Below are 20,758 nucleotides of genomic sequence, written 5' to 3' on the forward strand. Positions count from 1 at the left end.
ATTTTAAGCAGGATTGTATTATTTCCTGTTATAAGACAAGCGCCTTATAATTTACTCATGGTGAATACAGACAAAGACATGGAATTGCGGCACTTCCGCTGCGTGCTGGCCGTCGCGCACAGCCTGCATTTCGCGCGGGCGGCGGCGGAACTCGGCATCTCGCCGCCCGCGCTGACCAAGCAGGTGCAGGAAACAGAACACTTGCTGGGCACGCGGCTGTTCCAGCGCAGCAAGCGCGCCGTGTCCCTGACGGCCGCCGGAGAATTGTTCGTGCTGGAAGCGGCGCGCGCGCTGGGGCAGTTGGCGCAGGCGCAGGAAGTGGCGCGCCGCGCCGGGCGGGGCGAGCTGGGACGCCTGGAAATCGGCTACGTGGCCTCGGCCGCATACTCAGGCGTGCTGCAGGACCAGTTTGCCCGCTTTCGCGCCAGCCACCCCGGCATCCACATCAGTGCGCGCGAATACGCGATGGATGCCCTGCCCGGTTTGCTGGACCAGGGCAGAGTCGACCTGGCTTTCGTGCGCCCGCCCCTGCACCTGCCGGACGGACTGGACAGCGTGGTCTTGCTGCGCGACCGCTTCGTGCTGGCCGTGCAGGCGGACAGCCCGCTGGCCCGGCTGGAAGTGGCGGAAATAGCTGCGCCAGTCGCGCTGGCGCAGCAGGCCTTCATCGTGCCGGAACAGGAATTGGGCACACTGGAGGTCAGCCGGCGCGGCGGCTTTGCGGCGCAGGTGGTGTCGCGCCCTGGCAGCCTGGTGGCCGTGCTGACGGAAGTGTCGCTGGGCGTGGGCTGCGCCATCGTGCCCCATTCCGTGATGGCCAGCGTGCAGTTGCCTGGCGTGGTGTTCCGCGAGCTGCAAGGGCCGCAGATCAGCTCGGAAATCGCCGTGGCCTTCCGCCGCCACGAACAGGCGCCCGCCGCGCGCGCCTTCATTGCCCAGCTGCGCGCGGCGGCACTGGCTTAGGGTCAGGCGCCTTTCAATACCGCCACGGCGTAGGTGCAGGCCGTAGTCGTTTCATTGCGGAACACGCAGTCGGCCGGCGGCCCCAGTTCCAGACAGTCGCCCTCGTCCAGCACGTGGCGGGCGTCCCCTTCGAGGAAGACGAGGCTGCCGGTCAGCGTCCAGATCAGCTGGCGCCGCGCCACATAGGCGGCGGCCGGCATGGCCACTACGGCGCCGGGCGGCAAGGTAATATGCACGAGGTCGAGCGGCATGCCGGACGACGGCGACACGTGGCGCCGCACATAGCCGCTCTGCGGATCCACCCACACGGGCTGCTCAAGCTTGCGCAGCAAGCGTCCCTCGCGCATCTCGGCGCGGGCGATCAGTTCGGACATGCTCAGGCCAAAGGCGCCCGACAAGCGCGCCAGCAAGGTGGCCGTGGGGCTGCAATCGCCGCGCTCCACCTTGTGCACCATCGCGCGCGACACGCCCGAGCGGGCCGCCAGCTGCGTCAGCGACCAGCCCAGGTTTTCCCGCTCGGTGCGCACCCTGGCGCCGATGCGCTGGTTTAATTCGTCTGGTTTAGTAGACATTTATTTGATTTTATTGGACAAGAAATGGACGGCAATCTATGATTTGTCCATTATAGTAGACGACCAGCAAGGAGAGCAATATGCACATACGCGATGCCCACGCGGGCGATATCGAGGCCATCACGGCCATCTACAACGATGCCGTCAGCCATACCCTGGCCATCTGGAATGAGCGGACGGTCGATGCGGCCAACCGCGCCGCCTGGCTGGCCGACCGCCAGCGGGCCGGCTATCCGGTGCTCGTCGCCATCGATGCGGAAGGAACGGTCTCTGGCTACGCCTCGTTCGGCGACTGGCGCCCGTTCGAGGGTTTCCGCCATACGGTCGAGCATTCCGTGTATGTGCGCGCCGACCGCCGTGGCGCCGGCGTGGGCAAGGCCTTGATGGGGGAATTGATTGCGCGGGCGCGCGGCCTGGGCAAGCACGTGATGGTGGCGGGCATCGAAGCGGGCAATGCCGGTTCGATCGCCCTGCACAAGCAGCTGGGTTTCGAGGAAGTGGGCTTGATGCGCCAGGTGGGCACCAAGTTCGGCGCCTGGCTGGACCTGGCGTTTTTGCAGCTGCAGCTCGATGCGCGCAGCGATCCGGACGGCATTACACCGCCCGGCTAAGGTCAGGCAAACGTCAAGGATCAATCTCCGGCGGCGGACGGCGCAGCGCCATATGTTCCCACACGGCCACCAGGACCAGCACGCAGCTGGTGATGCAGGCGAGGGTCAACGGCGAATACAGCCGTCCATATGCCATCGGGATCAGCGCCAGGATGATCAATATGCCCAGCAGATGCGACAGCGGCGGCGCGGCGCGCTCGCTGCTGACCCATTTGAATAACGCATTGCCCAGCAGATACAGGATCGGGCCGCCCAGCAAGGCGCTGATGCCGGCGAAGCTCGCTTCGTCCGGATGCACGAGCGCCAGTTCATCGGCCACGGCGGAAACGATCACGCCGCCCACGATCAGCACGTGGATATACGTGTAAGCCTTGCGCGCGATACGGCCCGGGTCCTTCGAGTGGGCGATGCGGTGGTGGCCCGCCTCGGCGCCCGTGTCGAAATAAATCCACCACATGGCGATGCTGCCGGCCAGTGCCGCCAGGAAACCGAGCCAGTTGCCGGCCGTCCATTCCAGGCCCGCGAAGGTCGCGCCCGTTACCAGCAAGGATTCGCCGAGGGCGATGATGACGAACAGGCCGCAGCGTTCGGCCATGTGGCTGCCGTCGACATCCCAGTCGGCCGTCGACGAACTGCCCAGGCCCGGCACGCCGAAGCGCATCCAGGGGCCGGCCAGGTCGATCGCCAGGGCCGCGCCCCACCAGAAGATGCGCTGTTCGGGCGTGGCGATGCCGCCGGCGATCCAGAAGATGCCGGACAACACGGCCCACAGCGTGATGCGCTGGAAATTGCGGCGGCGCGACAGTTCTTCATGGCGCACTGCCCACCAGGCGAACAGGGGCCGGCCCACCTGCATGGCGACATAGGCGCCCGCGAAACCGAGGCCCCGCGTGCCGAACGCTTCGGGAATCGAGGCCGACATGATGAGGCCGCCCAGCATCAGCGCAAACAGGCTGATGCGCACGGGAATGCGCTCGGGGTCGAGCCAGTTGGTGATCCACGAGGTGAAGATCCACACCCACCAGACGGCCATCAGCAGCAGGCCCGTCTGCAACCAGCCCATGGCGCTCAGGTGCGCCAGCAAGCCATGCGACAGTTGCGTTACCGCAAACACGAACACGAGGTCGAAGAACAGCTCGATCATGCCCACCTTGCCGCTGTCCTGCGCACCGCGCTGGCGCAGCAGGGAAATGCGATTATTCATTTTTTTCCTTGCATAAATACCGGGCCGGCGCCCGCGGCGCGGCCAAAACGGCACGATGATAGCAGATGGGGATGGCGGCAGTGGCGATGCGGCGCGGCCGCCATGCGTTTGCTCTTCCGCCAGAATTTCGCTACGATGGGCCGCATGCGCGGGACACCACCTCCACCATGTATCAGCTGAATTGGCGCGGCCCCTGGCTGGTTGCCGTGCTGCTGCTATCGCTCGGTGGCGACGCCCCGGCGCTGGCGCGCCAGCTGGCCGAACCGGCTCCCGCGTGCCGGGCGCCGCAAACCATGGCGCTGACGGTCAACAGCGACGCCGTCGCCACGGCCAGCAACGATATCAATGACAACACCCTGGTGGCGCTGCGCGCCAACGGCACCGCGTACTGGACGGTTTTATTGTCGACGGCGACCATCCTGCTGCAGCTGGACGCCGACCGCGGCGATACCATCGTGACGTTCCAGAAAGGTCTGACCCTGCGTTTCCAGGCGCTCGGTCCGCAGCAATATCAAATCCTCATCGACGGCCCCATCCTCGATGACGGCACGCAGTACACGCTGACTGGCAAGGTGGTGGCCGTTTTTGAGCGCTGTCCGGCCGTGCCCGCGCCAACCGTGCCATAAACGGTCGACAAATGCGCAGTAAATCCCCGCATGCCCTCTATTTAAATCAATAAACCGTTTATATTCAATTCCATTCCCTGCCTGCCTAGCCCCGGCTTGCCTGCCGCCGCGACCGGATGCCGCACGATTCTTGCCTTTGCGACAATTTGAGAGAATCGCGCAAAAAAATAAGCATAGAATCGCTACTCGTGATGCGCATCAACCGGCATGCTTATATTCCGAATAGCCGGAAACTATTTTTTTGAATAAGTAAATAAGAAATATATTCATCCATTGCGGATTGATGAATATCAAATGTCTTGTCTTTATTTGAAATTGCGTATTGTCCGGCCATATTTTTATGGCATGGTCGCAAAGCCGTTGCCATACCGTTTTCCACCGACTTACCCAACTGCCCCGAACCTGTCGGCCACGGGGCGCCCACCGCAAGTGCAGGCCGATATCACCTCATGGAGAATGTCATGTCTAACTTACCTCGCGTCGAAGTCACCAACCATACGCTGGCCGCCGGCCAAAGCGTCACCACCAACACCACGCCGAACAGCCTCGCGCTGTCCATCGCCAGCAGCGACAGCAACAACCAGACCGGCATCGCCTTCCAGTTCCAGGGCCGCACCACGTACTGGAATCCCAGCGTCAGCACCGGTTTCACCACGGCCAAGCTGGCCAGCGACACGGGCAATGGCGTCGTCACGTGGAAAGCCGGCCTGACGGTCACCTACTCGCCGCAAAGCACGGGGCTGTATAACGTGCTGCTCTCCGGCGACATCGTCGACAGCGGCACCGTGTACACCTACACGGGCTTCGTGCTGGCCACCTTTACCTCCAACTCGCAGTAAGCGGCAGTTCCGCGTCCGCCTGCGGGCGGGCGCCCTGGATGGCCGCCCGCCACCGCACCCAGGCAGCCAGCCTGGCCATCCGACGCCCTTTCCGGGCCCACCCGTTGTAAACGATTGCGATGCCGCGCGGCGCGCCATGCCGCCGCATCGCAGCCCGAGTCGCGTCTTGAGTGGAGGTTGTCATGGGTTTCAGCTTCGTCGCCACCGATTCCGCCAGCAAGGTCAGCCTGTATGAAGCGCCGCCGCAGGCGGGCCATGCCTGGGCCGGCTATTTGCTGCCGCCCGTCGCGCCGCCGGCCACGCCCCCGGAAAGCATCAGCTATGCCGACAGCCTGTCGCCGCAGCGCATGGGCAGCTACGTGTTTGCCAGCGCCCGTCCGGCGGCGCTGGACGCGGCGCCCGGCCCCTTCATCGCCGCCCTCGCCGCGTATATCGACCAGCAGTCGTCGGCACCGGGACTGAACCTGAACGCGCTGCTGTGGCTGCGCGACGCCGATGCGGCGCCGGCCGATCCCTTCAAGAACTACGGCTGCAGCTACAGCTATAACCCGCTGACCAAGGGCTTTGCCACCAGCACCAACGTCAATTTCCGGCTGGGACAGGACCTGCTGTTCAACGTGCTGTCCGGCGTCGGCCTGTCCATCGACGCCGCCAACGGCAGCCTGCGGCTGTCCGCGCCGCTGGCGACGCCGCCGGCCCTGGCCTTCCAGCGCAACGCCGGCGACATCGGCATACGCGTCACGGGCAGCGGCAATACGATCCGCACTTTCGTGCCACTGGAGGGCGCGAATGCGGGCTGCCTGACGTTTACGGCCACCGTCAACCCTGCCGTCACCTTCGGCCCCGGCGGCCTGGCCGTCGGCTTCCCCCTGAGCGCGCGCGACACGGCCAGCGGCCAGCTGCAGCAGCTGTTCTACCCGGCGCTGAGCGCGCCCGCCGCGCTGCCCGCCAGCCTGGCCTGGGTCGGCACGGTCGACCCGCTCGATCCCTACAATCAGAAGCTGTCCGCCCAGGCCAGGCTGGAAGGCGTATTGCGCTGCGGCTTGCTGCCGGCCGGCCAGCCCGCCTTGCCGTCCACCTACCGCACGGCGCTGGGCCATGCGACGGCCTTGCTGCCGCTGGGCGCCGCCAGCGGGCAGCCGCCCGTGATCGGCCTGCAGTCGGGCGCCCTGGCCTTTGGCTGCGCCGCGCGCTCACCGTCTGCGCCCGCGACCAGCAAGGCCCTGGTGACGCCGGCCGGGCGCTTCGGTCTGAGCGCCAGCGGCCAGGCGGCGGGGACGCAGATAAACTTGTTATGCGGCATCTTCGGCTCGGAACAGCTGAGCATGACCACCTACGACGGCGCGGCGCCGGAGAATGACAGCCTGCTGTTCGTGCCCGCTTCGCCCGCCTTCGCGCCCGTCTTCCCGTTCCAGGCCGCGACCCTGGACTTGCCCGATTCCGGCAACGTGGCCACGCCGCTGACGGCCGATTACCTCAGTTGCTGGGCCAGCGTGCTGAAGGGCGGCGCGGCCATGCCGCAATACCATGCGGAGCCGGCGGGCAGTCCCATGTACGGCCTGCCGCCGGCCGCCCGGGCGGCCGCCTTGCTACGCGCCGTGGCCGCCGACACCGTGCTCGCCTCGACCCCGCCCGCGCTGCCCGTGCCGCAGGGCGCCGCGCACGCCTTTCCCCTGCTGCCGTACGGCGGCGCCGTCAGCGGCGGCCCGCTGGATATCGACGCCGCCCTGCTGTCGAGCTTTGAAAGCAGCATCGTGGCCGCCACGCGCAAGGCCGTCATTTCCGGCGGCGCCGGCGCCACCTGGCGGGCGCGCGCGGCCGCCAGCCGCCGCGTGCGCGGGCTGGCCGCCGGCGAGGCGGTGGCGGAAGCGCCGCACTACCGCACCACGCCGCAGGGCGCCGTCGCCACCGTGTCCAGCCAGGCGCAGGACCAGGACGCCTTCCTGTCGGTGACCCTGGGCCAGACCCTGGGCGCCGGCGGCCAGGTCTTGCCGTTCGGCTTCCGCTTCCCGGACGCCACCTTGCAGGACGCCTTGCAGACCAACCAGCTGTTCCTGGTGGCCGTCAACGCGGCCCACCTGTCGGACGGCGGTGCGCGCTTCGACAATACCGTCGGCATCGCGGGCTGGACCATGCAAGCCCAGGTGGGCGTCGGCGTGACGCCCACGTCCTACCGCAACGTGATGCTGCTCAAGTATTGCAGCGGCAGTGTCAGGGACCGCGTCGCCAATCCGAACGCCTGGTCGGGCGCGCCCGATTTTTCGCTGGCCGCCGGCGCCGGCACCGGCGTCCAGGGCATCGCCTACACGGGGTTGTCGCAGTGGCTGCAGGACCTCATCGAAGCGGCCGAGGTGCTGGCGGCGGACAAGCCCGAATCGCCGTACCGGCATTTCCTGGAACTGGTCAGCGATCCCGCCTGGACGGGCGTGCTGGTGCTGCAGGCGGACCTGGATCCGTCCAGCCTGCCGGCTGGCCTGCAGGGCATCGCGGCCGGCCTCGACCTGACGCGCTTCGTCGCCCACCATTTCGGCTTCACGGCCAGCCGCGTGACGGTGCATGGCGACGGCAGCATCACCCTCGACGGCAATTCCAGCACCTTCGGCCTGGTCGACTACCAGGACCCGGCCTTCGCCGCCGGCCAGCGCAACGGCTTGCCGCCCGATACGCCGATCGCCCTGCCCGACACCGACAACTATGCGTTCCGCGTGCTGCAATTGCAGGTGCTGTTCGACAATGCCGCCATCAAGACCTTCAAGAGCTACGTGCAGCTGGCCGTCAACGGCCTGCTCGGCTCGCGCGTGACGGCCACCACCTTCGGCGGCAATGCGATGCCGAACAACGGCGTGGTCCTCGACGGCAGCTATATCGACCAGAATGGCACCGGCATCTACATCTTCGAGCAAGCCACGCCGTCGATATTCAGCCTCGACAGCAACCTGCTGCGCCACGTGGCGTTCCAGCGCATTCAGTTCAACTGCCTGGGCACCACCGACGCGGGCGCGACCGTGCTGAACCGTTTTTCCGTGTGGGGCACGCTGGACTTCGCCAGCCTGGACGACCGCACGGGCGCCGCGCTGGACCTGCTGTCGTTCGGCGCGCTGGCGCCGGACCTGCCGCCGGACGGCGCAGGCCTGGCCTTTTCCAACCTGGTGATCGACATGCGCTATCCGCAGACGACGCCGTCGGCCGTGCGCTTCGACGAGGTGACGGCCAACCTGGCCTACGACCTCGACGCCAGCCAGGCCAGGCCGGACAGCCTGTTCAGGGGCTTCGGCCTGGAACTGTCGGGCTTTATCGCCGCCGCCGACGGGCAAAAGCCGGCCGATTTCGGCTTCCTGCCCGTCAGCACGGCGCTGAACCTGGGCACGCTCGGCGGGCCCTGGCACGGCATCGTGTACGACGTCACCATGGGCGGGCCGGGCGCGCTCGTCTCGGCCGCCGGCTTCCATTCGACCCTGCTGCTGGCCTGGTCGCCCGCCAGCACGGCCGGCGACGACGAGCAAGCCGTCTTCGTCGGCCTGTCGCTGCCCGGCGCGGCGCCGGGCGCCAGGCTGATCAGCCTGCAAGGCATCTTCAAGCTGGCCATCGACAATATCGGGCTGATGCGGCAAAAAGTGCCCGATGGCGACTCCTATTATTACTGCCTGCGGCTCGACAACATCGCCATCAAGTTCCTCGGCATCGCCAAGCTGCCGCCCGACGCGAACATCCAGTTCTTCCTGTTTGGCGACCCGAAGAATACGGGCAGCCTGGGCTGGTATGCCGCGTACATCGCCGATGCGGCCGCCCGGCAGGAGCCGGAACTTGCCGCGCTGGCATTGCCCGCCATCTCATTGGGGAGCGCAGCATGACCAACGTCGTGTACTGGAATATCGAGAACTTCGGCATCAACAAGGTCAACAATCCCAGCCGCAAGCGGCCCCGCTATGGCGAAGGCGGCCGCTGCGGCGGCAATCTGCCGGCCGTGGCCGCGCAGCAGCGCTGCAACCATATCCTGACCATCCTGCGCGCCACGCAGCCCGATATCTTCGTCCTGATCGAGGTATCGGCCAGCGCCGCCGGCGCCGGCGACCTGGCGCCCGACACGGGCGGCCTGCAGGGCGCGATCTTCCTGCTGCAACAGCTGCGCAACGACGTCGCCGACCCCAACCGCGCTGCCTGGCGCATGGTGCCGCCGCTGAAAGTGGGCACGGGCGGGCGCACGGAATCGGTCGCCGTGCTGTACCGCGGCATATCGGGCACGGTTGGCACGCCCACGGAAGTGCGGCGCTATTTCACGGGGCCGAACGTGTGGACGGGCGGCGGCGTGTCGGCCGTGGCGGCCGGCGCCGTGCCCGCCGCCTACCCGGCCGGGGGCGCCGGCGCGTCCAACATCCAGGATTTGCTCAACCCGCCGGGCCAGCCGGCGCGCACCATCCCGGCCGGCGCGCAGTACAACGGCGGCCTGGCCGAGGGCATGGCGGCGGCGCGCATCGCCTTCGCGCCCGCGCCGCGGCCGGCCGCGCCGCCCATCGCTGGCGGCCTGGTCAATTTCAACGGCTTGCGCCAGCCCTTCATGGTCAGTTTCGTGGAAACCAACCAGGCCAACGCCATCACGCGCAACCTGACCCTGTTTGCCGTGCATGCGCCGCCCAACCACGGCGGCGCCACCAATTTCATCAATATCCTGCTGCGCGGCGTGCTCGACGTGGCGGCGGCGCCTGCCGGCGCGCCGCACAATGAAATCAAGCTGATCTGCGGCGACTTCAACCTGAACGCCATCTACGCGCAGCCGCCCGCGGCGGGCGGGCGGACCACGGCCTACGACCAGTTGCGCGCGATCAACTACATACCGCTGCTGGACCCGCCGCCCGTCATGCCGGTGGCCGCCAACCTGACGCTGGACGCCTACCAGGGCTACCTGGCCACGCATATCCGCCCCAAGCGCACCAAGCAGCAGCTGACGCAGCAATCGCGCTTCCTGTGGTCCGACAATACGGGCGGCGGCCCGCTGCTGGCATCGCCGTATCCGGGCTATAACTACATCGGCAGCGATATGGTGAGCAACTTTTTCTCGATCGACAATATGCTCGTCAACCCGCTGGTGCCGGCGAATAACTACCAGTTTACGGTGATGAATCCCGTCTCGGGCACGCCGTTCGCGCTGGCGGGCGCCATGCCCCCTGGCGTGCCCACCGGCACGCGCCCCCTGCCCGCGCAATTTACGAACTTGCCTGCCGGCATAGCCTGGCCGCAATCGCCGGCGGCCGTGTATGCCGTGGGCGAGGCGCGCACGCTGAACGGCTGGGCCAATTACGGCTACCTGCGCAGCACCAGCGACCACCTGGCGCTGTTTGCCGTGCTGTAGACAGAGCGTCCGGGCGGGTGCGAGCGTCCGCCCCGGACATCACGACTGATTCAAGGAGCAAGTTCGTATGGCCACCACCGATACCGCGCTGGAAAACCTGCAGCAAGCCATCGTCAACGCCGCCAGCAGCGGCCCGTTCGCCCTCGATGCCGCCTTCCTGGCAGCGGGCCTGGCCGACCCGGACGTCGCGCCGCCCGAAAAATTCGACGCCATCATCGGCCAGGCATTCCAGATCGACGCGGCGCAGTTCCTGATCAGCTGCGCGGCGGCCGACGTGGGCGCCGTCAGCGACGGCGTGTTTACGGTCAGCAAGGCGAGCCTGCCCTTCATCGGCGGCCTGCTGCACACCCCGGCCACGCTGGTGTTTTCCACGCAGCCTGCCGCCGCGCGCGCGCCGGGCGACGATGGCGACGGGGATGACGCGGCCGTGCTGGTGGTGCAGGTGGCCGCCAGTCCCGCCGACTGGAACTGGGACAGCAGCTTTCCCTTCATGGGCGGCTGGCCGTTCAGCGAGTTGCCGCTGGCGGGCGCGCTGCTGGTGTTTTCCAGCGCCGACGGCGTCTATCCATGGGGCGGCGACGGCGCGCTGTCCGTCACAGGCGGCGCCAAGCAGAACCTCAGCGCCAGTGTGGCCCTGCCCGCCTTCGTGACGCCGTTTCTGGAACTGTTTTCCGACCTGGCGGCGCCGCCGGGCAAGCTGCAGATCGGCGGCTACCTGGACATGGCGCTGTACGACGGCAAGACGTTCGAACTGGGCGGCCTGATGCCCAGCGGCGTGCTGTCGGCCACGCTCAGCGAGCTCGACTGCACGTTCGCCGGCTACCTGCGCGTGGCCGCGCCCAGCCTGACCGTGACGATCCCGCCGCCCGTCGATGCGCCGCCGCCCGACGCCCTGCTGCTGGACGGCGGCATGCAGCTGCTGCTGCGCGGCGAAGGCGAACTGGCCGACGAGGAAGCGGCCGACGGCGACCAGGCCGCCACGCTGGCCCTGACGGCCACGCTCAGCGTGGAAGGCGCAGGCGCCGCCGACTACACGCTGTCGCTGCTGCTGCAGCCATCGAACGCCGAAGGCGACGGCAACTACACGGTCAGCCTGGAAGCGGGCAGCGACGGGCCGCCCCTCAGTCCCGGCGCCGCCATCAGCCTGATCGGCGGGGGCGCCAGCTATTTCCGCGCCACCCCGGCCGTGCTGCAGGAGTTCCTGACGTCATTCGGCCTCGGCGGCATGACCATCAGCGGCAGCATCCCGCCCAAGGCGGCGCCCACGGTGGACCAGGTGACGCTGCAGCTGCGCAGCGTGCGCGATCTGAGCTGGCAACCGATCCCGGCGCCCACGCCCGAGCTGAGCTTTACCGTCACCTCGTTCTTCCTCGACTGGACGGCGTACCAGCCGCTGGCGAGCAAGGCCAGCGGAAAGTCGCGCTATGAATACCTGTTCGGCACCACCTTCACCCTGTTGCCCACGGTATTTCGCAATCTGGACGGCACGCCGGGCGGCGAATTCGAGGTGCAGTTCAACTCGGCGCAGCTGTTCCAGGCCAGCTTTCCCGGCAAGGCCACGCTGTCGGACTTCCTGTCCGTCGTCTCGAACGGCCTCGTCAGCCTGCCCGACAGCATCCAGGCCGAGGTGTCGAATATCGTGCTGAGCATAGACGGCGCGGCCCAGTCCTTCGCGTTTTCCAGCGACTACGCCATCAGCCTGTCCTTCCTGACGGTGGGCGGCGCGCCCATCCTGAGCATTTCGGAAGGCCAGATCAGCCTGTCGGGCATCAGCGCCACGGTGGCCGCGGACAAGCAGGAAGGCGCGCTGGCCCTTGTCGAGGCCGGCAAGGCGGGCGCCGGCACGGCCTGGGCCGGTTCCATTTCCGGCTTGCTGGGCGTGGGCGCCAGCCTGCAGGCGGCCGTCAGCGTGGCCTACAGCAGCCAGGAAACGCCGCCCCGCTGGACCCTCTCCGCCTCGCTCGCGCAGGAGCTCGACGTGGGCGAGATGATCAAGCAATTCTTTGCCGCCGGCGGCATCTATGATTTCCCCATCTTCTTGCCGGGCAACCTGAAGATTTCCGCGTTCGCCATCGAAGCGGTCATTCCCAGCGGCAAGCCCAGCACGGACCTGGCCACCAGCTACACGGTCGACACCACCTTCACCTGGCTGTTCTTGCTCGGCCAGCAAGAGATCGGCTTGCAGAAAGCCACGCTCTCGGTGCAGTATGACGGCGCCAAGCCGGCCGCGCAGCAATTCTCGGGCAAGGCCGATGCCGTCTGGATCTATACCGCCATCAATCTGAAACTGGGCTTCGGCTATGCGTTCCAGCCGACGGACAAGGGGCCGAACCACACGCTGTACGTGAGCTGGGAAGGCTTCACGGCAACCTATACCAGCGGCAACGAGATGCTCAGCTTCACCCTGGCGGGCTGGTCGCTGGGCAGCCTGATCCAGGCGCTCGTGCGCACGCTGGGCGATCCGTATTTCGTGCTGCCGTCGCCGTGGGACTTGCTGAACCAGGTCACGCTGGACGGCCTGTCCATCAACGTGTCGCTGAAAAGCGGCGAAAAGAACCGCCTCAGCGCCACCTACACGCTCAGTTCACCGCTCAACCTGGGGTTCATCGTCATCCGCAGCATCGTCTTCAAGCGCAATACGGACGGCAAGGTGACCCTGGCGCTGGACGCCACGGTGCCGCCATTACTCAAAGGCAGCATGGGCGACTTGCTGGACCCGGCCAAGGGCCAGGACGTGGAAGAGATGCCCAGCGTGCCGGGCGCCGGTTCCAGCTATTTCAAGGTCTTCCTGCTGATGCTGGGCCAGCGCGTGGCCATCAACGGTGCGACCGACTTCAGCTCGACCAAGGCCGTCATCGACGCGCTGGCCGGCGTGCCGCCTACCACGGGCAAGAACAATCCCGTCAATCCGGGCAGCGGCGTGCCGGGCCAGCCGTATTACCAGCCGGACAGCAACTGGCTGATCGCCGCGCATTTCGGCGTGCTGCAGACCGCCGGCGTGTGGGCCGTCGACGTGCAGATCGTCTTCAACGATCCCAACCTGTACGGCCTGCGCCTGACCCTGGGCAGCCCCAAGATGGGCGGCCTGGCCGGCCTGGTGGTCGATATCCTGTACAAGAAGATCAGCGACGACGTGGGCCTGTTCCAGATCGACTTCACCTTCCCCGACAGCATACGCAACCTGAACTTCGGCGCCGTCAGCGTGGTGCTGCCGATGATCGGCATCAAGATCTACACGAATGGCGATTTCCTGATCGACATCGGTTTTCCCTATAATATGGACTTTACGCGCTCGTTCAGTTTCAGCGCCATCGTCTACGGCGTGCCGGTGATGGGCTCGGGCGGCGTGTATTTCGGCAAGCTGTCGAGCGCGACGGCGACGCAGGTACCGAAAACCGAGCTCGGGTATTTCAATCCCGTCATCGTCTTCGGCCTGGGCCTGCAGCTGGGCCTGGGCTACAACTTCGTCAAGGGGCCGCTGAAAGCGGGCTTCGCGCTGACCGTGTTCGGCATCATCGAAGGCGTGATCGCCACCTACCATCCGTACGACCGCGCCAACGCCGTCGCGCTGGCCAACGCCGGCGCGTCCGGCAGCGTCCAGGAAAGCAGCTACTTCAAGCTGACGGGCACGTTCGGCGTGATCGGCATGCTGTACGGCGAAGTGGATTTGAAGATCATCAGCGCTTCGCTGCTCGTCAATATCACCGTGTCGGTGCAGATCGGCTACGAATCCTACCGCGCCATCCCCCTGTCCGTGACGGCTTCGGTGCGCATCAGCCTGCGCGTCAAGATCGACCTGGGCATCTTCAGCTTCACCATTTCCGTGGGCTTTTCCGCCACCGTCAGCGCGCAATTCCGCATCGGCAGCGACAGCCGCGCCCCGTGGGACGGCGGCGGCGCGTTGCGCCTGGATAGCCTGGCGCGCGGCCGCGCGCGCACCTTGCCGATGGAATTGCAGGCCGCCATGCTGCGCGCCGGGCCGCGCCGCCAGCCGCGCCGCGTGCTGCGCACCGGTGCCAAACCGGTGCTGCAGCTGGTGACGGCGCCGCAATTCACGGTGCTGGCGCCGCAGGGCGCCACCGCCAGCAGCGCGCAGCAAGGCGCGTTCGTCTGCCTGTTCGCCATGGATGCGCCGGACCCGGCCGCCGGCGGCGCGGGAACGGGCACGACCTCGTTCGACCTGCTGTGCACAGCGTATTTCCCGTGGCTGCTCGACGCCTTGCAGCCGGCGGTGCCGGCCGACGGCGCGGCGCTGGACCTGGCTGCCGCCGCGGCCGCCAGCGTCACGCTGGCGCAGCTGGTGGCGGGCATCCAGGTGCTGGCCGACCCCGCCATGCAGCCATTCGGCATGGGCGACCTGCTGCACTTCCTCGCCGACAGCTTCACCGTGAACATCAGCGCGCCGGGCGCCAATATGGACGGCGCCACGCTATTCCCCCTGTTCGACGGCCTGCGGCTGGACGTGCCCGACCCGCAAGGCGGCGCCGGCACGCAGGCGATCGACCTCGAGACCTACGCGACGGCGACGGAGCAGTACCGCAGCACGGTGGCCGGCGTGCTGCGCCAGGTAGCCGCCAGGGTGGGCAAGGCGCCCGCCAAGCCCGCAATGCTGGCGCAGGACGACGCTGAGCCCGAATCGATGGCGGCCTTCATCTTCGTCGACGTCTTCAGCCTGATCGGCCGCGCGCTGCTGCAATCGGCCATCGATGCCTTCGACAATTACAGCTATGCGCTGCAGCCGGGCGACAGCATCGCCGGCATCGTCGCCGCCTTCAACGGGGCCGGCAACGCCATCGACGCGGACGACGTGTCGCTGCCGAATGCCGCGTACCCGCTGAACGGCGCGCTGCCGCTGCAGGTCGGCGGCTTGTCCGCCGTGATCCAGGCCGGCGATACGCTGGCGGCCATCGCCGCCCGCTACACGGATCCGGCCGGCGCCGGCGGGCGCTGGCAAACCACCGCGGCCCAGCTGATCGGCGCGAATGCGGCGCCGCGCGCGCTGCGCACGGGCGTCACGCTGGTCTTCGACTTCGGCGCCGGCGCCGTCAGCCACGTCACCGCGCCCGGCGACAGCTTCGGCGCCATCGCCGCCGCGCTGGGCGTGCCGCTGGCCGCCCTGGCGCAGCAGGCGTCGCTGTATGCGCGCGCCGACCTGCTGCTGCCGACGGCCATCCTCGCCGTGCCGCCGCTGGCCTATGCCTCGGCCGCCGGCGATACCCTGGCCGGCATCGCCAGCCGCTTTGCCGCCACGGTCGCCACGCTGGGGCGCGACAATGCCGGCGTCGCCAATCTGTTCGCCGCGGCCCCGGGCCGGCTGGCCATCGCCCGCCTCGACGCCTTGCCGCTGGAGCAGCTGTGGAGCGGCGTGCAGGCCAGCGGCGCCGTGGCCCAGGCCGCCGGCCAGGTCGCGCGCTTCGTCACCTATGGCTTGCGCCTGCCCGTGGCGCCGGGCCTGAGCCTGTCGCCATCCTTCCTGTATAGCAAGACGCAGACCGACTACGCGCTGTACCAGCTGACGGGCCAGCAATTCCCCACGCCCGCCAGCGCCGCCGGCGGCTACCGCATCGGCCTGGGGCGCAATGCCATGTCGCATGGCGTCACCCTCGATTTCATCACCTTCGCCGGCGCGCCCGGCACCAGCCTGCCCATCGACCTGGACGCCGCCTATGGCTTGCTGTCGGGCGTGCTGGCGTATGCGCAGGCGGGCAGCTTCGTGCCGTCGCCAACGCTGCAGATCCTGCCGCTGGCTTCCTTGCAGCCGCGGCAGTTCCCTGCGGCAGGCTACGCCGCCTGGATCACCGCCGACCTGGCGCGCCTGACGGCCGTGACGTCGGGCGCCGCTATGGCGGCGCGCGCCGCCGCCAGCCAGGCCACGCCGGCGCCGTATTTGTGGCAATTGCCCGACGCCATGCTGGCCAGCATCGCCCAGCGCCAGGACACGCTGCAGGCGCTGTACACCGAGGCGCAATACGCGGACATGCTGGCCCTGATGCCCGCCTACCGTCCCCGCATCGGCAACACGCCGCCCAACAGCAGCAGCACGGTATTCCAGGACGTGAGCGGCTATGCCTATGCCACGCGCGTGGACTTCCAGATCACGCGCATGCCGGCCGCCACCGTGGCCACCAACGACGCCAGCGGCACCGCGCTGGCCAGCGCGGCCACCCTGGCCCACGTCTACGAGCTGGTGGGACCGTCGGCCGCCGATGCCCAGCGCCTGCAATACTTGCTGAGCGGCATGGCCGCCGTGGGCGAAACCCTGGTGGCCGGCCTGTTCCTGCTGTACAGCGAAGGCGGCAGCGACCAGGTGGCGCTGACGGGCCAGGCCGATGCCGACTACCTGTGCTTCCTGACGCAAACCAATCTGTCCACGGAAAGCCATCCGCCAGCCAGCCGCATGCTGCTGGACGCGGCGGGGACGGCCTTGCCGCGCGGCATAGCCAACAGCCCCTCGCAATTCATCAAGCTGCTGTGGGAGCAATCGGTGGTGCGCGGCGGCGGCTACTATCTGTATTTCGAGGACATGGTGTCGGGCGCGGGCCTGCCGCCATCCGTCTTCGACGCCACGGGCACGGCCACGCTGACCCTGGTGGTGCCGCTGGCGCGCCAGGCTGTCGCCGCCGCCGGCACCGTGCCGAACTTCGTCAACGCCCTGCTGACGACGCAGGCGATCGATCCGCAGCAGGACGTGCTGGTGTTCGAATCGCAGAGCAAGCCGGCCAGGACCCAGCCTCTGGCGCGCGCCGCTGCGAGCACCCTGGCCGCCCTGGCCGCCACGTACGGCATGGGCGTGGGGCAGCTGGCGCAGCAAAACGCCGTGCTGCCGCTGCGCGCCGGCGCCAGCGTGCCCGTGGCCGGCATCCTGCACCAGCTGAACCAGCAAGACATGGCCGCGCCCGCGCAAGCGCTCGAGCGGCTGGCCGCGTATTACTCGGCCGGCGCCACCCCGCTGAGCGCGGCGCAGATCGCCGCCTACAATCCCGGCGTGACGGTGGCGCTGGGCGCGACCATGCGCATTCCGCCGCTCGTCTATCGCGTGCCTGCCGCCTCTGACGGTCCCGGCAATACCTTCGCCGCCCTGGCCGCCTACTACGGCCTGTCGGTGGACGCCCTGGCCCTGGGCGCGGCCGCCACCGAAGGCCTGTACGCCGATGGCGCCGTGCTCGACGTCGACAGCCTGGCCCTCGATGCGCAAGCGACCTTGGCGCCGGGCAACCTGTCGTTTCAGCTCGAGCGCAGCAACGACGGCGTGCCCGTGCTGCCGCCCGATCCCACGCCGCAGCAACGGCAGCAATATGCGCAAGCGACCCTGTCCGCGCTGTACAACACGCTGTCGGCCGGCCTGGGCGCCAACCCGTATTTCCGGCCCAGTCCCTACAGCCTGCCCTTCGGACCGCAGGACCACGCGAACGACGGCGACGGCGACGGCGGCGATGCTGGCGAAGCGCACCGCCGGCGCTATGCGGCCGCGGCCCTGGCCGATTACGACTACCGCCAGGCGCTGGGCTACCTGGGCAACGACAGCCAGGGACGGCCGTTCGCCACGCTCAATGCGGCGCCGGCCAATCCGCCGGCCGGCCTGCCGCCCGCCGCCGACAATCCCTACCTGGGCGTGGGCGGCCATGCGTCGCTGGCCCTGCGCTGGCAAGACCTGTTCGGCAACACCACCGTCACGCCGTTCGAGGCGCCGCCGGCAGGCTACACGGGCGCGCTGGACCAGGCCCCCGCCCCGCTGCGCTACACGGATCGCCTGCTGGGCCTGTCCGCCTGGCCGAAAGTCCAGGCCAGCTACCTGTATGGCACGGATGCGGGCGGCGCGCCTGCGCTGCTGCTGACCTTGCGCATGGATGGCCTGGCCTATGCCACGCCCGCCGATGCGATGCAAGACTTGCCCACCTACCAGCGCCTGTACTTCCAGCTGCACCAGGACTATACGGGCCTGGGCGTGCCCGGACTGAGCGGCAATGCGGTGAGCATCTCGCTCAGCAACTCCCTGCTGGCCACGCCGCTGCAGCCGCTGGGCGAGGCCCAAGCGCGGCAGGTGCGCGACTTCGCCGCCGCCTGCGCCATTTACCTGCAGGCCCTGGCCGGCGGCGGCAGCGCCACGGCGCCCGCCGCCACGCTGTCGGTGCCGGTGCCGCTGGCGCAACTGGCCGGCGCCAACCGCATCGCGCTCGACGTGGCGCTGGTGCTGACGCGCCAGGCCATCCTGCTCGATCCCCTGCTGGCGGCCCTGCCGGACGGCGCCAGCGTGGTCAGCGCCGTGCTGCCGCAGGCCGACACGGATGGCGGCGCGTCCAGCTACACCACGTTTGCCAAGGCGCTCGAAGCGTGCCTGAAGACGCCGCAATGGTCGATGCGCGCGGGCGCGGGGCTGACGCGCGTGGGCAGCGCCGGCCAGCAGACGCAGCAATTGTTCGCCGTGCGTTTCAGCGACACGCCCGGCCAGGGCATTCATTTCCGCCTGGGCCAGCAAGCCAGCTACTACGCGCCGCTGCCCGTCGCCAATTCGCTGGAAAGCCGCACGGTCAGCATCGACGCCTATCCGACCAATGCGCCGCATGCGCTGACGTTCAACAGCGTCGACCTGAACCTGTGGCTGCAAAGCTGTCTCGACGCCATCGACAAGTTCCTCTCGGCAACCTATGCGCCGCCCGCCTACATCCTCGATCGCCTCAACGGCATCGCCGATCCGCTGCAGAGCGGCCAGCTGGGCCTCGTACTCAAGGCGAAACAGACGCTGGCCGACGCCATCAGCGCCACGGTCAGCCCCGTGCTCAGCAGCAGCGCCGCGGACGAAGCGACGCGCGCCAGCGCGGCCGCCACCATGCGGCAGCAGCTGCTGACCACCCTGGGGCCGGCCTTTGCCGCCGGCGCCGTGGTGGTGTACGGCGTGGACCAGGTCACGGGCGCGGACGGCATCTACGCGGCCGGGCCGCCCGCGCTGTACGGCCAGCCCGCCGGCGCGGGCGCAGCCGACGGCGGCGACAACCAGAACTACACCTTGTTCCCGACCCGGCTGCCTTTGCTGGGCGCGGCAGTGCCGGAGCAGAGCCGGCTGTCATTCAACTTCATCTCGAAGAATGTCGAAGGCCAGGCCTATGTGCCGCTGGACTTGCGCTATCAGATCACGCACATGGAATTCGACCAGCAATTCGTGCCCGGCATCGAAAACTACGCGCAAAGCCAGTGGCTGCTGTTCATCACCGGTCCGTTCGAGGTGCCGCTGGGCAATGGCACGCAATACATCCCCGTCCTGAACCGCGCCCTGCCCGTGCCGCCCACGGTCAACCGGCAGACGGCCACCGCGTCCGCCGCGCCGCAGGCCGGCCGCCTGCGCCTGGCCGCCGACGGCTTGCAGCCGGCCCAGCTGGCCCAGTGGGATTACGGCTTCAGCTATACCTATCGCCAGGCGGCGCAGGATGCCGTGCACGTCAGCATCGTGCTCAACGTGCCGCCGCAGGCGGCCAGGCTGTCCGCGGCGGCCGGTCCCGACCTGTTCACGGCGCTGGCCGCCTTCGTCAGCAACTATCCGCTCATCTCGGCCGACCTCGACGCGTTCCTCGCGCCTCTCGACGGCAAGCAGGACACGGCCGATAGTATCGCCAAGGCAACATTGGCCACCACCGCCTTCCAGCAACTGGTGAGCCAGGTGGCGGCCAGCTATGGCGAGCATTTCGGCGCGGCGCGGCTGGCGGCGGCGCAAGGCGAGGCCAGCGTGGCCGTGGAATTCGACGCGCGCCTGGAAGACCACGACGGCGACGCCTGGTATGCGCTGCTCAATGTCACCGTCGGCGGCGCGCCCGCCACCTACGACCCGCAGGCCGGCACCCTGAGCAACGGCGCCGTCAGCGTGCCCGTGCCCGTGCTCGGCATCGATGCGCAGCAGTACCGGGCCACGCCGGCCACGCCCACGCCGCCCGATGCGCTGCTGGCCTACCGCTACGCGGCTAGCGCCGCCGGCGCGCCCGACCTGTCGTTTGCCGCCGCGCTGGCCAATACCGGCCGCGAGGTGCGCATGCCGGGGCTGAACGTGATGGTGTACCAGAATGCCCAGGCCTCGCTGTACGTGCAGCGCAACCGCTACCTGTGCCCGCCCAGCCAGACCCAGGTGTCGACCATGCCCGCCTTCCTGTACCAGACGCCGGTCGTCAAGTTCAGCGACCCCATCCTGCCACGCCTGAGCTGGCAAGGCTATGATTTGCGGCAAGTCGCACCGGTGGGCGGCAGCGACGTGGCGGCCTACATGAGGGGCTTCTTCAACGCCCTCTTCACGGGCGCCTCGGGCAGCGTGCGCATCGCCATGGATGGCAGCTATTCCTACAGCGTGATGCCGGCCGTGGCGGGCTTTCCCCGCACCTCGCTGCCGGTCAGCCTGCTGCCGGCCGTGCTGGCGCCCATCGATGCGGCCCAGCCGCCCGCCGCGCCCATGGCGCTGGTGGCCCAGGTGCAGCAATGGTATGACACGCAGCAGCCGACCACGGGTGGCGGCGCGGCCATGGATTTCCGTCTGAATTTCTTTACGGACGGCGCGCCCGAGCAACTGCTGCTGTCGCTCGACGACGTGCGCTGGGTGGTGCGGCCCTGACGCGGCGG

9 protein-coding genes are annotated in these 20,758 nt (G+C 68.3%); 7 read left to right on the plus strand and 2 right to left on the minus strand.

Annotated features, from left to right (window positions below; genetic code table 11):
• Positions 1 to 57: 57 nt before the first annotated feature.
• On the plus strand, positions 58 to 963 hold the full coding sequence (locus AC07X6_RS17525) for a LysR family transcriptional regulator (protein WP_494791811.1): 906 nt from the start codon (positions 58 to 60) through the stop codon (positions 961 to 963).
• Between the two features lie 2 nt (positions 964 to 965).
• Here AC07X6_RS17525 and AC07X6_RS17530 read toward each other — a convergent pair whose 3' ends face one another.
• Positions 966 to 1,535, minus strand: a complete 570-nt coding sequence (locus AC07X6_RS17530) for a helix-turn-helix domain-containing protein (protein WP_494791812.1) — start codon at positions 1,533 to 1,535, stop codon at positions 966 to 968.
• A gap of 80 nt (positions 1,536 to 1,615) precedes the next feature.
• On the opposite strand from AC07X6_RS17530, the gene AC07X6_RS17535 reads away from it, so the two are divergent.
• Positions 1,616 to 2,146 (plus strand): GNAT family N-acetyltransferase, encoded by a 531-nt coding sequence (locus AC07X6_RS17535; RefSeq protein ID WP_494791813.1) that lies wholly within the window; start codon positions 1,616 to 1,618, stop codon positions 2,144 to 2,146.
• A gap of 13 nt (positions 2,147 to 2,159) precedes the next feature.
• Here the strand turns inward: AC07X6_RS17535 and AC07X6_RS17540 are convergent, their stop codons facing one another.
• The gene (locus AC07X6_RS17540) at positions 2,160 to 3,350 is read right to left on the minus strand and encodes a low temperature requirement protein A (RefSeq protein ID WP_494791814.1); all 1,191 of its coding nucleotides are present in this window, start codon (positions 3,348 to 3,350) and stop codon (positions 2,160 to 2,162) included.
• A gap of 167 nt (positions 3,351 to 3,517) precedes the next feature.
• On the opposite strand from AC07X6_RS17540, the gene AC07X6_RS17545 reads away from it, so the two are divergent.
• The 5 genes from AC07X6_RS17545 to AC07X6_RS17565 all read left to right on the plus strand — a co-directional run bounded on the left by AC07X6_RS17545 (position 3,518) and on the right by AC07X6_RS17565 (position 20,750).
• Positions 3,518 to 3,976, plus strand: coding sequence for a hypothetical protein (locus AC07X6_RS17545; protein WP_494791815.1), 459 nt, complete (start codon positions 3,518 to 3,520; stop codon positions 3,974 to 3,976).
• A 461-nt stretch (positions 3,977 to 4,437) separates the two neighbouring features.
• The gene (locus AC07X6_RS17550; protein ID WP_230538010.1) at positions 4,438 to 4,815 is read left to right on the plus strand and encodes a hypothetical protein; all 378 of its coding nucleotides are present in this window, start codon (positions 4,438 to 4,440) and stop codon (positions 4,813 to 4,815) included.
• Between the two features lie 182 nt (positions 4,816 to 4,997).
• Positions 4,998 to 8,666: a hypothetical protein gene (locus AC07X6_RS17555; RefSeq protein ID WP_494791816.1), complete on the plus strand. Its 3,669-nt coding sequence runs from the start codon at positions 4,998 to 5,000 to the stop codon at positions 8,664 to 8,666.
• Positions 8,663 to 10,162 carry a hypothetical protein gene (locus tag AC07X6_RS17560; protein WP_494791817.1) on the plus strand — a complete coding sequence of 500 codons (1,500 nt, stop codon included), beginning with the start codon at positions 8,663 to 8,665 and terminating at the stop codon, positions 10,160 to 10,162. The genes AC07X6_RS17555 and AC07X6_RS17560 overlap by 4 nt, the downstream gene beginning before the upstream one ends.
• A 67-nt stretch (positions 10,163 to 10,229) precedes the next feature.
• Positions 10,230 to 20,750 carry a LysM peptidoglycan-binding domain-containing protein gene (locus AC07X6_RS17565; protein ID WP_494791818.1) on the plus strand — a complete coding sequence of 3,507 codons (10,521 nt, stop codon included), beginning with the start codon at positions 10,230 to 10,232 and terminating at the stop codon, positions 20,748 to 20,750.
• Positions 20,751 to 20,758 lie beyond the last annotated feature (8 nt).

This window comes from Janthinobacterium sp. GW460-12-1-14-LB5 (assembly GCF_059423585.1).

Bases quoted from the DNA above. Each gene is read 5' to 3' on its own strand.
- AC07X6_RS17525 (WP_494791811.1), top strand. From the start codon at position 58: ATGGTGAATACAGACAAAGACATGGAATTGCGGCACTTCCGCTGCGTG.
- AC07X6_RS17560 (WP_494791817.1), top strand. From the start codon at position 8,663: ATGACCAACGTCGTGTACTGGAATATCGAGAACTTCGGCATCAACAAG.
- AC07X6_RS17535 (WP_494791813.1), top strand. From the start codon at position 1,616: ATGCACATACGCGATGCCCACGCGGGCGATATCGAGGCCATCACGGCC.
- AC07X6_RS17530 (WP_494791812.1), bottom strand. From the start codon at position 1,535: ATGTCTACTAAACCAGACGAATTAAACCAGCGCATCGGCGCCAGGGTG.
- AC07X6_RS17545 (WP_494791815.1), top strand. From the start codon at position 3,518: ATGTATCAGCTGAATTGGCGCGGCCCCTGGCTGGTTGCCGTGCTGCTG.
- AC07X6_RS17565 (WP_494791818.1), top strand. From the start codon at position 10,230: ATGGCCACCACCGATACCGCGCTGGAAAACCTGCAGCAAGCCATCGTC.
- AC07X6_RS17555 (WP_494791816.1), top strand. From the start codon at position 4,998: ATGGGTTTCAGCTTCGTCGCCACCGATTCCGCCAGCAAGGTCAGCCTG.
- AC07X6_RS17540 (WP_494791814.1), bottom strand. From the start codon at position 3,350: ATGAATAATCGCATTTCCCTGCTGCGCCAGCGCGGTGCGCAGGACAGC.
- AC07X6_RS17550 (WP_230538010.1), top strand. From the start codon at position 4,438: ATGTCTAACTTACCTCGCGTCGAAGTCACCAACCATACGCTGGCCGCC.